The sequence below is a fragment of the Corynebacterium vitaeruminis DSM 20294 genome, assembly GCF_000550805.1.
GTDB classification, from domain to species: Bacteria; Actinomycetota; Actinomycetes; order Mycobacteriales; family Mycobacteriaceae; genus Corynebacterium; species Corynebacterium vitaeruminis.
The window spans coordinates 1,492,787-1,505,979 of sequence record NZ_CP004353.1 but is presented as its reverse complement, the minus strand read 5'-3'; the positions used below and the strand labels follow the sequence as shown (position 1 = coordinate 1,505,979).

The 13,193-nt window shown below is 65.4% G+C and carries 11 protein-coding genes; 8 read left to right on the top strand and 3 right to left on the bottom strand.

Annotated features, from left to right (window positions below):
- The first annotated feature begins 170 nt into the window (after nucleotides 1-170).
- A complete protein-coding gene (locus tag B843_RS06930; protein WP_081751526.1) occupies nucleotides 171-1,283 on the top strand; it encodes a magnesium and cobalt transport protein CorA in 1,113 nt (370 codons plus the stop codon).
- Between the two features lie 59 nt (nucleotides 1,284-1,342).
- Complete coding sequence (locus B843_RS06925) at nucleotides 1,343-2,602, top strand: saccharopine dehydrogenase family protein (protein ID WP_081751525.1); 1,260 nt, start codon at nucleotides 1,343-1,345, stop codon at nucleotides 2,600-2,602.
- Between the two features lie 9 nt (nucleotides 2,603-2,611).
- Here the strand turns inward: B843_RS06925 and B843_RS06920 are convergent, their stop codons facing one another.
- Entirely contained in the window at nucleotides 2,612-3,106 is a 495-nt protein-coding gene (locus B843_RS06920; protein ID WP_025252784.1) for a PaaI family thioesterase, read from the bottom strand.
- Between the two features lie 289 nt (nucleotides 3,107-3,395).
- Between B843_RS06920 and gndA the strand changes: the two genes are divergently transcribed.
- The 6 genes from gndA to B843_RS06890 all read left to right on the top strand — a co-directional run bounded on the left by gndA (nucleotide 3,396) and on the right by B843_RS06890 (nucleotide 11,496).
- The gene (gndA, locus tag B843_RS06915) at nucleotides 3,396-4,850 is read left to right on the top strand and encodes an NADP-dependent phosphogluconate dehydrogenase (protein WP_025252783.1); all 1,455 of its coding nucleotides are present in this window, start codon (nucleotides 3,396-3,398) and stop codon (nucleotides 4,848-4,850) included.
- A 109-nt stretch (nucleotides 4,851-4,959) separates the two neighbouring features.
- Nucleotides 4,960-6,366, top strand: a complete 1,407-nt coding sequence (locus B843_RS06910; RefSeq protein WP_025252782.1) for a DEAD/DEAH box helicase — start codon at nucleotides 4,960-4,962, stop codon at nucleotides 6,364-6,366.
- Nucleotides 6,367-6,555: 189 nt separating this feature from the next.
- Nucleotides 6,556-7,959, top strand: a complete 1,404-nt coding sequence (locus B843_RS06905) for a hemolysin family protein (RefSeq protein WP_025252781.1) — start codon at nucleotides 6,556-6,558, stop codon at nucleotides 7,957-7,959.
- Entirely contained in the window at nucleotides 7,959-9,014 is a 1,056-nt protein-coding gene (locus B843_RS06900; protein WP_025252780.1) for a hemolysin family protein, read from the top strand. The genes B843_RS06905 and B843_RS06900 overlap by 1 nt, the downstream gene beginning before the upstream one ends.
- 27 nt (nucleotides 9,015-9,041) lie before the next feature.
- Nucleotides 9,042-9,923: a hypothetical protein gene (locus B843_RS06895; RefSeq protein ID WP_025252779.1), complete on the top strand. Its 882-nt coding sequence runs from the start codon at nucleotides 9,042-9,044 to the stop codon at nucleotides 9,921-9,923.
- Between the two features lie 145 nt (nucleotides 9,924-10,068).
- Nucleotides 10,069-11,496 carry a vWA domain-containing protein gene (locus B843_RS06890; protein ID WP_025252778.1) on the top strand — a complete coding sequence of 476 codons (1,428 nt, stop codon included), beginning with the start codon at nucleotides 10,069-10,071 and terminating at the stop codon, nucleotides 11,494-11,496.
- Between the two features lie 152 nt (nucleotides 11,497-11,648).
- Here the strand turns inward: B843_RS06890 and B843_RS06885 are convergent, their stop codons facing one another.
- The gene (locus tag B843_RS06885) at nucleotides 11,649-12,197 is read right to left on the bottom strand and encodes a MerR family transcriptional regulator (RefSeq protein ID WP_034649817.1); all 549 of its coding nucleotides are present in this window, start codon (nucleotides 12,195-12,197) and stop codon (nucleotides 11,649-11,651) included.
- A gap of 373 nt (nucleotides 12,198-12,570) precedes the next feature.
- Nucleotides 12,571-13,173, bottom strand: a complete 603-nt coding sequence (locus B843_RS06880; RefSeq protein WP_025252776.1) for a bifunctional nuclease family protein — start codon at nucleotides 13,171-13,173, stop codon at nucleotides 12,571-12,573.
- Nucleotides 13,174-13,193 lie beyond the last annotated feature (20 nt).

Here is a 13,193-nt window from a genome sequence, read left to right as displayed (position 1 = left end):
GTCGGCAAGCGGGCAAAACCACAAGCACGCGCGACGTTTGTGCGGCCTAAAGAGGCTGTGTGTAGGCTTAAGCCGTGCGCGCCTCGCGGCGTCTTCAACCATTACACACCCAGACTGTTCCGCAATTCGCGGAGGTCTGGATCGGCCCGGGCAGAAAGGCGGAAGCGCAGATGAATACCCCCAAGAACTCCGGCGCCTTGAACCCCATCTCGCGCTTTCGGACGCCCAAGACCATCGCCACGACCTCGCGGATCCGGATCCCGGTCGAGCGGGTCATCGACCACTGCTGGCTGTTCATCGACGGCGCGCGGATCCCCGGCGAGTGCAACCACACCAATGCGCTCAAGCTGCTCGAGGAGCGCCGCCAGCCGGAGCAGGAAGGCTTCGTGTGGCTGAGCCTCTCGGAGCCGACCACCGAGCAGATGCAGAAGGTCGCCGCGGAGTTCGGCGTCCACAAGCTGATCGTGGAGGACGCCGTCAGCGCCCACCAGCGGCCGAAGGTAGAGCGCTACGACGACCAGCTGTTCGTGGTGGTGCGCTCGGTCAAGTACTCCGACTTCGACGAGCGGCAGGAATCGGTCATCTCGTCCCGCCAGGTCATCGAGACTGGCGAGCTGCAGTTCGTCATCGGCCCGAACTTCGTCATCACCATCCGCCACAACACGCCCATGCCGGACCTGCGGCGCCGCCTGGGCGATGAGTACTCGCTCGTCCACAACGGCCCGATGGCGGTGGCGTGGGCGGTGGCCGACGCGCTCGTCGACGACTACGTGCGGATCAGCACCGAGCTGCACGAGGACGTCGACTTCCTCGAGGAGGAGGTCTTCACCCCGGGCGCGGCGATCAACGTCGACCAGATCTACCTGCTCAAAAGAGAGATCCTGGAGATGCGCCACGCGGTCGACCCGCTCGACCCCGCACTCAAGATGCTCATCGCGGGCAACAAGGACCTCATTAACAAGCAGATGCGCTCCTACTTCCGCGACATCCTCGACCACGAAATCCTGGTCAAAGACACCATCGCCGGCCACGACGAGCGGCTCAGCTCGCTCATCGACGCGGCGGTCGCGAAGATCACCCTCCAGCAGAACTCGGACATGCGCGCGATTTCGGCCTTCGTCGGCATGGCCGCCGTGCCGACGCTGATTGCCGGTGTGTACGGCATGAACTTCGACAACATGCCGGAGCTGCACACCCAGCACGGCTACTACGTGGTGCTGGCGAGCATCGTCATCATCGTCGGTCTTCTGTGGTGGTTCTTCCGCAAGCAGGACTGGCTCTAGGCCTCCTCGATTTCCTGCGCCGACGCGTTCACTTGCCCAAGGCCGCTACAGTGGGGCCCATGACACATGCTTACAACGACATGAATCTTGGAAGCTGGCGGGACGCCGCGACCTACGACGTGGTCCTCTTCGGGGCCACGAGCTACGTCGGACGCATCGTCGCCGAGTACCTGGCCCGCACGTATCCGCCGGATTCCGGGGTGCGGATAGCGTTGGCCGGGCGCAACCTGGAAGCGCTCACGAACTTGAAGGAATCCCTCGGGGTAGATTTCCCCATCGTTCTCGCGGACGTCACCGACGCTGCCTCGGTCGAATCGATGGTGGCGGACACCACTGTCCTCATCTCCACGGTGGGACCTTATGGCCGATACGGCGACGTCGTGGTCGAGGCGTGCGCGCGCCGCGGGACCGACTACGTCGACCTGTGCGGTGAGGTGTTCTTCATCCGGCACACCATCGACGCCTACCACGATCTCGCCCGGCAGACGGGGGCCCGTATCGTCCACTCCTGCGGCTTCGACTCGGTACCCTCCGACATTGGCATGCTCAACCTCTCGCTTAAGGCGGGTGAGGAGTTCTCGCGCGTGTTCATGATCGTGGACAGGTTGAGGGGCGGGTTCTCGGGCGGCACGGTCGACTCGATGCGGGAGGTCCTCGTAGCCGCGCGCCGGGATCCGGAACTCGCCCGCCAACTCTTCGACCCCTATTCGCTCTGCCCTAGCCCGCAGTCGGAGGCCACGATCGCAGGGCTGGAGAATGACCTCGTGTTCGAGGAGGTCCAGGTGGGTCCCGTCCACACCTGGGTTGGCCCGTTCTTCATGAGTTCCTTCAACACCCGGATCGTGCGCCGCTCGAACTCGCTGCTCGACCACGCCTACGGTAAGGCCGTGGCCTACAAGGAGGCCATCGCCACTGGCCAGGGGCGGCTCGGGAAGACGAAGGCTCGGGCGCTCCTCGCGGCCACGAGGATCGGGTTCGCGGCGATTCAGCAGCCGCGGTTGAAGAAGCCGTTGTCCCTCATCCTTCCGGAGCCGGGCGAGGGCCCGAGCGAGAAGGAACGCGCGGAAGGATACTTCCAGATCACCCACGTCGGCGAGACCTTAAGCGGCAAGGTGGTCACCGGCCGGGTTCAGGCAGAAGGCGATCCGGGCTACGAGGTCACCGCGATGATGCTCGCGGAGGCAGCCCTGGCTCGCGTCGAATCGCGCAGGGCCCTGAACGCGCACAAGGCGGTCGCCGGGGGCGTCCTCACCCCGGCGACCGCCCTCGGCACCGCCTACATGCAGCGCCTGCGCGCGCACGGCATGCTCATCGGATAGCGCGCGCGACTAGACGTACTTGTCCGCGCGGTTGGTGGCGGGCCCCTCCGCGGGCGCGGGGGCCAGCATGGTGCGCAGGGTCGTGCGCGCGATCAGCTTGTCGCGGTGGAACATCTCGATGCTGATGAGCTGGGTGTTGCGGCCCGCACGGATGACGCGCGCCTCGGCGGAGATGACGCCGGCTGCGACAGGCGAGAGGAAGTCGGTGCTGTTGTTCACGCCGACGACAACCTTGCCGTTGGCCGCGATGACGCCGAGGATGGATCCGATCGATTCTGCCATGGTGCAGTAGACGCCGCCGTTGACGATGCCGGTGATCTGGAGCAGCTTGTCCGAGACGGGGAGCTCGGCGTCCACGCCATCGGGCCCGGCCTTGGTGAAGCGGATACCCAGCCCGGAGGCGTAACCATCGCTGAGCTCGTTGAGAAGCGCGAGCTCGCGGATGTGCAGTCCTTCTTCGGGAACGTTGGTGAGCAGTTCCACGATGCTTTGGTTTTCGTTCATGGGCTCTAATCTAGTGAAATTTTTGCAACAAGGCAGGCCGCGCCCACGCAAACACAGATATTTACAACAAATCTCACACTTTTTCGCACTCGATGACGATGCGGCCCTTTCCCACCCTACCCGCGCCGAGGACGTTCGACTAGGTCTGTGAGGTGGCGCTTTGGCGCGCTTGTGGCTGCTCGCGCTCTTTTGCGCGCGGGCCGACGCCAGCGGACCCTACGCGGCGAAGGGCTGCGGAACCCACTATGAATCGCGTGTGCCCGTTCGGACAGGAGTAGTATGTGGAACCATGACTGAAAACAGCAAGCTGGCAGAGATCGGCGTCGTTGGCCTCGCCGTCATGGGTTCGAACCTCGCGCGCAACTTCGCGCACAAGGGCCACACCGTCGCGGTCTACAACCGCTCCTTTTCTAAGACCCAGGCTCTGATGGATAACCACGGCTCCGAGGGAACCTTCATCCCTTCCGAGACGATCGAAGAGTTCGTCGCCTCCCTCGAGAAGCCGCGCCGCGCCATCATCATGGTGCAGGCTGGCCCCGCGACCGATGCCGTGATTAACCAGCTCGCCGACGCCATGGAGGAGGGCGACATCATCATCGATGGTGGCAACTCCCTCTACACAGACACCATCCGCCGCGAAAAGGAGATCGCCGAGCGCGGCCTCAACTTCGTGGGCGCTGGCATCTCCGGCGGCGAGGAGGGCGCGCTCAACGGTCCGGCCATCATGCCCGGCGGCCCGGCCAAGTCGTGGGAGGCCCTCGGCCCGCTGCTCGAGTCCATCGCCGCCAACGTCGATGGCACCCCGTGCGTGACCCACATCGGCCCCGACGGCGCTGGCCACTTCGTCAAGATGGTCCACAACGGCATCGAGTACGCCGACATGCAGGTCATCGGCGAGGCCTACCAGCTGCTGCGCTACGGCGCCGGCATGACCCCCGCGGAGATCTCCGAGACGTTCAAGACCTGGAACGAGGGCGACCTCGATTCCTACCTCATCGAGATCACCGCCGAGGTGCTCTCGCAGGTCGATGCGGAGACCGGCAAGCCGCTCATCGACGTCATCGTCGACGCCGCGGGCCAGAAGGGCACCGGCCGCTGGACGGTCAAGGCCGCCCTCGACCTGGGAATCCCGGTCACCGGCATCGGCGAGGCCGTCTTCGCCCGCGCCCTGTCCGGAGCCTCCGCGCAGCGCGCCGCCACCGTCGGCAACCTGCCGTCCGGCGAGCTCACCACGCTGGAGAGCCTTGGCGTCGACAAGGCAACGTTCGTCGAGGACGTTCGCCGCGCCCTCTACGCCTCCAAGCTGGTCGCCTACGCGCAGGGCTTCGACGAGATCAAGGCCGGCTCCGCCGAGTACAACTGGGGCGTCGACCCCCGCGACCTGGCCACCATCTGGCGCGGCGGCTGCATCATCCGCGCGAAGTTCTTGAACCGCATCCGCGAGGCCTACGACACCAACCCGGACGTCGAGTCCCTGCTGCTCGACCCGTACTTCAAGGGCGAGCTTGAGGGACTGGTCGACTCCTGGCGCCGCGTGGTCATCGCCGCCACCCAGATCGGCCAGCCGATCCCGGTGTTCGCCTCCTCGCTGTCCTACTACGACAGCCTCCGCGCCGAGCGCCTGCCCGCCGCGCTCATCCAGGGTCAGCGCGACTTCTTCGGCGCCCACACCTACAAGCGCGTGGACAAGGAAGGCACTTTCCACACGCTTTGGTCCGGCGACCGCACCGAGATCGAGGCCTAAACCCCTTCGCATTCCGCTTGTCGACGCCTCCGGCCTCGCACCCCACATCGGGAGCGGGGCCGTTTGGCCATCTTGGGGATTGTTTTCTGGGTGGGCTAAGATTGACGCAATGAGCACCTTCGCCGACCTCGGCCTCCCTAACGAAGTCGTCCGCGAGCTCGCGGACGACGGAATCACCTCCCCCTTCCCCATCCAGGAGGCGGCGATCCCCGACGCGCTCGCCGGCAAGGACGTGCTCGGCCGCGGTCCCACGGGCTCCGGCAAGACCTTCACCTTCGGCCTGCCCATGCTCGCGCGTCTGTCCCAGTCCGGCGCCTCCCGCCCCGCCCACCCGCGCGGGCTCGTGCTCGCCCCCACCCGCGAGCTGGCCGCCCAGATCTCCGAGCGCCTCCAGGGCTTCGCCCAGGCGCTGGGGCTTCGGGTCATCGAGGTCGTAGGCGGCGTCAACATCAACCGGCAGATCCGCCAGCTGGCCGCGCCGGTCGACTTGCTTGTCGCCACCCCGGGCCGCGCCCAGGACCTAGTCAACCAGAAGCAGCTCTTCCTCAACCAGGTCGAGGTCACCGCCCTCGACGAGGCCGACCAGATGGCCGACATGGGCTTCCTGCCCCAGGTACGCAAGCTGCTGCGCCTGACCCCCGAGGGCGGCCAGCGCCTACTGTTCTCCGCCACCCTGGACAAGGAGGTGGACAAGCTCGTCCGCGAGTTCATGCACGACCCGGTCACGCACTCCACCGCGCCGGTGGAGGCCACCGTGGACACGATGGAGCACTTCGCGCTGTTGGTCGGCGGCCGCGACACCCGCAACGAGGTCGTGTTGCGCATCGGCGCCCGCGAGGGCAAGACCATCATGTTCATGCGCACCAAGCACGGCGTCGACCGCCAGGTGAAGAAGCTGCGCCGCATCGGCATCAACGCCGCGGGTCTGCACGGCGACAAGGGCCAGGGCAGCCGCACCACGGCGCTCGCGGGTTTCGCCGACGGCTCCGTGCCCGTTCTCGTGGCCACCGACATCGCGGCCCGCGGCATCGACATCGACGACGTCGACCTCGTGGTCCACATCGACCCGCCCGCCGAGCACAAGGCCTACCTTCACCGCGCAGGCCGCACCGCGCGCGCCGGGGCCACGGGACGCGTGGTCACCCTCGTCATGGACGAGCAGGTAAAAGAGGTCGACTCGCTTCTGAAAAAGGCCGGGGTCGAGGCCACCCGCGTGAAGGTCCACGAGGACTCCCCCGAGCTAGCCCAGATCACCGGCGCGCGCAAGTTCGCCGGTGCGGCGTTGCCCGCATTCAGCGAGCACGTGCAAAAGGCTCACAACAGCAAGGCGGAGAAGCCCCACAGATCCGAGGCCGGGCGGAAGTCGGGCGGTGCCCAGGGCAAGAGCCCTAGGGGTGGCAAGCAGCAGCCGCACGAGGGTGGCGCGCCTCAGCGCAGGCGCCGCAGCTCCTCGAAGAAGCGTCAGGGCTGGGGCGGCAACCCGCGCGTGGAACGCGGATCGGGCAAGCGGGGCTAGTCATTTTCGCCACTTTTCGGAGCGGCGGAACCTCGCACCTCGTCTTTTCGTTCAAGATGAGGAAGGTGCACCTTTATACTCCCCTGTTCGCCGGCCCCATCCTCAATTTTCGAGGTGCAATCCTGAAGGTGGGCGTCGACAAGCACAAGAAGGACGGTCTACGAGCGGCCTAGGCGCCGCGACACCGACATGGACATATTCATCAGCATCCTCTCGCTCATCGGCTTCGTGCTGCTGACGGCGAGTACCGGCCTATTCGTGGCCATCGAGTTCGCGCTCACGGGTCTCGAGCGCTCGACCATCGAGGCGGAGGTTGCCCAGCGCGGCGACAAACGCTCGAAGGCCGTCAAGCGCGACCACCAAAACCTCTCTTTCGTTCTCTCGGGAGCCCAGCTGGGCATCACGGTGACCACGCTGGCCACCGGTTACCTGGCAGAGCCGATCCTGGACAAGTTCTTCACCCCGCTGCTGGAGCTTTTAGGCGTGCCCGAGTCCGCCACCTCCACCATCGCGCTCGTGCTGGCACTGTTCGTCGCCACGCTGCTGTCGATGGTCTTCGGCGAGCTGGTGCCCAAGAACCTCGCGATCACCAACCCTATGGACACCGCCCGCTTTGTCGTCGGCCCCGTCAACGCCTTCAACACGGTGTTCAAGGGGTTTATCAAGATGCTGAATTTCTCCGCCAACTGGACCGTCTGCAGGCTCGGCATCGAGCCCGCCGACGAGCTGGCATCTGCGCGCTCGACCCAGGAGCTCACCGCGCTCGTGCGCAACTCCGCCGAGCAGGGAGGCTTGGAACGCACCACGGCGCTCGTGCTCGACCGCTCGCTGAAGTTCGGTGACGTCACAGCGGAGGAGCTCATGACCCCGCGCTCGACGGTGGAGACCCTCCACGACGACGACACCGTCCTCGACCTTATCGCGCTCGCCATCGAGACCGGCCACTCCCGCTTCCCCGTCATCCGGGGCGACCTCGACGACACCATCGGCGTGGTCCACTACAAGGACGCGTTCGCGGTGGAGGCCTCCCAGCGCGGGTCGGTGCTCCTGCGAGATCTCGCCCGTCCCATTCCGGTCGTGCCGGAGTCCCTCGACGGCGATTCGGTGCTCAACGCGGTTCGCTCCGCCGGCTCCCAGGTCATCCTCGTGGCCGACGAGTACGGCGGCACCGCGGGGCTCATCACCATCGAGGACGTCGTCGAGGAGATCCTTGGCGAGGTCTACGACGAGCACGACGACGCCGAGGCGGAGCGCGACTTCCAGCGCTTCGGCACCAGCTGGTCCGTGTCCGGCCTGGTCCGCATGGACGAGCTGTCCGAGAAGGTCGGCTACATCGCTCCCGAGGGCCCCTACGAAACCTTGGGCGGCCTAGTCATGGCGAAGCTTGGCCGGATCCCCGCCCCCGGCGATGAGCTGATCCTCCCGCAGAGCGACAACCCGTTTAGGGCCGAGTTTGAGTCCGGCTACGACGGGCGCTGGATGGCAAAGGTCACGGTCATGGAGGACCGCCGCGTGGACACCGTCATCCTCTCGCCGATCAGCGACGAGGAAGCCGCCGCGTTCGAAAAGTCTGCCCGGGAGGCCGCGAACTAATGTCGATCTTCACCACCATCGCGATGATCGCTGGCCTGCTTTTGGCCAACGCGTTCTTCGTCGCCTCCGAGTTCGCGCTCATCTCCTCGCGCAAGGACCGTATCGAAAACCTCATCGCCCAGGGGCGCCGGGGCGCCACCCGCGTCCTGTACGCCACCGAGCACCTCTCGATCCTGCTGGCCACCTGCCAGCTGGGCATCACGATCTGCTCGCTCATCCTGGGTAAGGTCGCCGAGCCCGCCATCGCGCACTTCATCTCCGAGCCCTTCGACGCGCTCGGACTACCGGAGCACCTGCTGCACCCGGTCTCGTTTGTCATCGCGCTCGCGCTGATCACCTTCCTTCACATCCTGTTCGGTGAGATGGTGCCCAAGAACATCGCTCTGACCGGCCCCGAGACGTTGGCCATCTGGCTAAGCCCGGTGCTCATCGCGTTAATGCGCATCTCCCGCCCGATCGTGGTCATGCTCAACGGCATCGCCCGCATCACCCTCAAGGCATTCGGCATCGAGCAAAAGGACGAGCTGGACAGCACCGTCGACCAGTCTCAACTCGCAAGCATGATCTCCGAGTCCAGCTCCGAGGGGCTTCTCGACGCTGAAGAGACCGCCCGCCTCCGCAAGGCGCTGCGCTCCGAGTCCCGCTCGCTCACCGAGGTCCTCATCCCCACGGACAAGGTGCGCACCCTAGATTTCGGCCAGCGAGGGCCGAAGCTCAGCGAGGTAGAGGCCGCCGTGGCCGAGACCGGATTCTCCCGCTTCCCGGTGATCGGCAAGGACGGCTCCTACGTCGGCTACATCCACGTCAAGGACGTCCTCGACCGATTCGAAACGGACGCCCCGGACCAGCTCATTCACCGCTCCGAGATCCGTCCGCTGTCCATCGTCGACGCCTCGGGCACCCTGGAGGAGGCCCTGCACGCCATGCACCGCAAGTCCGCGCACATGGCGCAGGTCCGCGACCGCGGCGAGCTGCTCGGCGTGATCACCCTGGAAGACCTCATCGAGGAATACGTGGGCACCTTCTCCGATTGGACCCACGAGGCCGGCAAGTAATCCCGTTTGATGAGTAGAGAGGAAGAAATGGCTAGGACCCGCCCCGACGTCCTCACGGTCTTGTCCGAGGCCGAGTGGCGCGAGCAGATGCGGGCGCACGACAAGCGGGCCGAGGGGTTCACGCGCAAGCACATGGCCAGGCGCCGCGCGGGAACGAAGCACCCGGTCTATGACTTCCTCTTCGAGTACTACCCCGTCCGCGTCTCCCACCTGCACCGTTGGCACCCGGGCGTGGGTGTGGCGCTAGAGGGTAAGCCGCCGCATTCCGAGTGGAAGGGTTATACGCACCGTGCCGAGGGAGTAACGGTCGACGTGGCGGGCTTGCGTCAAGTCAGGGGATCGTCCTGGGCTTTCATCCTCGATCTCCTCTCCCGTACCATGACCAACCCGGCGCACTTCGACTGCTTCGGCCTGCACGAGTGGGCGATGGTCTACCGCACCAACCACCCGCGCCACGACCTCCCCCTCCGGCTGGGTGCGGAGGGAACTAACCAGGTCGTCGAGGACAACAGCATCCGCTGCACGCATTTCGACGCCTTTCGGTTTTTCACTCCGTCCGCCCGTCCGCTCAATCTCCGGGTGCTCACCCGCGAGAGCCAGCCGGCTTATGAGCAGCGTGGCTGCTTGCACGCGACGATGGACCTCTACAAGTGGGCGGCGAAGCTCGGCCCCATCGTTCCCGGCGAGCTGTGGCTGGACACCTTCGAGCTCGCGCGCGACGCCCGGATCCTCGACATGGAGGCCAGCCCGTATGACTGCCGCGGTTACGGATTTGGGGTCGTGCCCATCGAGACGCCGGAGGGCAAGGCCGAGTACGTCGCGAGGCAGAGGGAACTGGCAAATCGAGGAGAGGTTCTCCGACACCGGCTTGTCGCGGCCCTGAACCAGGCGCTGGGCAGGCTAGACTGAGTGGCAGTTTGCCGCGGTAGGAAGTGACACGGACACGCAGCCGGAGACGCCTACGCCTGGTCCACCACCGGTTCCGTTCGGCAGGCCTGCTTAAGCTTAAGGGCACTTCAGCTGCCCGCCGAGGAAAGAAAGGCTTGAAAGAATAGTGGCACGTCACTCCACGGGCGCAAGAAACAACCGGGTCGCGGGTTCCTTCATCGTGATGGTCCTAGCCATCGTGGTCGTCGCCGCGCTTTTCGCGTGGTGGCTCATGTCGCGGCACGCCGCGTCGACGAACAACGCACAGGACACCTCCTGCACCGCCGGCGAGCTCACCCTCCCCGTCGCAGGCGACACCCCCCAGCTCATCCAGCAGCTCGTCGACAAGTACAACGAGTCAAAGAGCGTCCTAGGCGGAAAGTGCGTCACCGCCACCGCCTCCGGTTCGCTCGACTCCGCGGGCGTCTACCTCAGCGGTTCCTCGGACAAGGAAACCGTGGACACGCTCCAGGTAGCCAATCGCACGCCATCCACCGCCGACTGGCCCGTCGTGGGATCGGAGGCCGTCGGCGTGGCCACGAAGTCCGGCTACACCTGGGATAGCGACGCGGCCATCACCTACGCCAGCAAAGGCAACGCCATGGTGAGCGCCTTTGTGGCCACCGCCAAGGGCGCTGACGCCACCTCCGTGGCGACTACCGTCACCGCCTCCGCGTACGCCAAGGTCAGCGACGTGGTCGCCGAGGGCAAGGACAACATCGCCGTGGCAGAAAACCAGCTCCCCGAGGGCTACACTTTTGTGAAGGCTCAAAAGGACGGCTCCGACGTGCTGATCCCGCTGCGCGCGGTGGCGCTCAGCGGCAACGACCAGGTGAGCGAAGAGGTGGCAGACGCCGCCTCCGACTTCGCGGCGAGGTCCGCCTCCTCGGACTCCAACGCGCTGACGTCCTCGGTCAGCGTCGCGGCCTTCGAGGCTCTCGCCCAGGTCACCGCCAACACCTCCGCCTCGAGCACCGAGACCGCCGCCCCGAAGGCAAACGTCGAGGACACTCTGTTCCTCCTCGATACCTCCAACGTCATGGGCGCCGAGCTCGACGACCACTCTTGGTACGCCGCGGCCGCGTCCGACATCCACGATGCGGCGCTCAAGATCGGCGACGCTGGCAAGCAGGTCTACCTGTGGAACTACTCCTCCCCCATCTCGGAGCGCGTCAACCAGGGGTGGCGCACCAACGTCGGCTTCAACGACACGTCCAACGGCCGTAACGCCGCCGAGGACGTGCTCCACTTCGGCACCGGCGGGGTGCCTCAGTCCCGCTCGGCGGTGTCTGCCGCGCTCAAGGCCGCGGCCAACAACGGCGAGCCTCTGCGCGTGGTTCTCATCGTCTCCGGTACCGAGGATTCCTACGACCTCCAGGCGGCCATCGACGCCGCCAGGAGCGCGGGCAATATCACCCTTGACGTGATTGCTGTTGGCCAGAATGACCTCGACGAGTCGCTGTCAATCGCGGCCACCGAGCTGGGAGGCACCGTCACGCACGCCACCGACTCGGCGCAGCTGACCACCGCAATCGCCAACGCAAGCGGCGTTTAAGCGAGGCAGACTCGCGGAAGGGTTCCGGCCGGCACGAATCGTGTCCGCCGGAACCCTTGTCTTTTGCCAGCGGGCCGCTCCCGACTGTGTTGCGCACACAAATAGCCCCGGGCTTCCACCAGAGAGGAAGCCCGGGGCTCGTTCTTTGTTTCCTAGGAGGTCTTGCGCTTGCGGCGAGCGGCCAGCTCGTCCACGGAGACGACCTTTTCCGAAGGCTCGGAGCCGAAGGCGTCGATACGCTCGGAGGGGAAGGAGGAGATCGTGCCGCTGAGCTCGCGGACGATGCCCGGGACGGCAATGCCGAACACGCCCTGACCGCCGCCGAGGAGGTCGATCACCTCTTCGTTGGAGCGGCACTCGTAGACGGTGGTGCCATCGGAGACCAACGTGATCTGGGCGAGGTCGTCCACACCGCGATCGCGGAGCTTGTCCACGGCCAGGCGGATGTTCTGGAGCGAGATGCCGGTGTCCAGCAGGCGCTTGACGATCTTCAGCACCAGGATGTCCTTGAAGGAGTACAGGCGCTGGGATCCGGAGCCGCGGGCCATGCGGATGCTCGGCTCGACAAGCTTGGTGCGCGCCCAGTAGTCGAGCTGGCGGTAGGTGATGCCCGCGACCTGGCACGCGATGGGCACGCGGTAGCCAACCTCTTCATCGGGTCCGATGTCGAAGAGGGATTCCTGCACTGGGCGTTCTGGCATGAGTTTTCTCCTGCGATCTCTGGTTTCTCGCCTAAAGAACACTGACGTTCTTTTATTCTTCGTCAAGGTTAGAACAACGTCAAGCAGATAACATGCGACACGCCCGAAACTTAAACCTCCACTTGAAGTTTAGACTCTTTTCCCCCAGTTGGCACCATGAGCCACTTCTGTCACATGTAAAACACCTGTCGCTTCTGACATCTTCAGCCACGGTGAGCGACTTAAACACCTAGTTTCACAGGTTTGAAAACCGCGGTGCGCGAGGAGTCAGCGCAGGTCATGGCGCGAACCGAGTGATATTCTAGACGCGCGGAAGGCCCCGCGCCGGAAGAAACGCGGGGCCGCAAGCTCATGGCACGAGATCTTGATCTGATTATCGCTCGGAGCTGTCGGGGCCGTCCTCGGTGTCGAATCCGTCGTCGAGGTCGTCCCAATCGGCCGACAGGAGGTCTTCCTCGCTCACACCCATGTTCGCCATGAGCTGCTCGAAGTCTGCGTCCGCCTGGGTATCGCGTCGCTCGGCCGGAGCCTCGGCTTCGGAAAGCGGCGGGAATCCGAGATAGCCCTCGACGTCCCCGTCGGCGATGAAGATGCTCGCCTGCGCAAGTACCTCCTCGTCGGCCAGGATGGGCAGGCCCATGATACGGGCGACGGCGAGGGCGTCGCTGGTGCGCACGTCCAGCTCTTCTCCGTCGTTGAGCACGATGCTGGCGATGAAGACACCCTCGTAGTAGCTCACGATGCGAATCTCGGAGACCCCGCTCGTCAACCTGGTGAGGGTCTCGACGAGTACGTCGTGGGTGAGCGGGCGGCGCGGGGCGGCATCCGCCTCGCGCGCCTCGATGAGTAGTGCGTCGTCGACGCTCATCCACACGGGAAGGTAGCGGTTCCTCTCGCGCCACCGAAAGATCGCGCAGGGCTCGTTCTCCGGCGGAAGAAAGTGAATGTTGAGGTATTCAATCTCGACGAAGGACACGATGTGCTCCTGACTGTGGT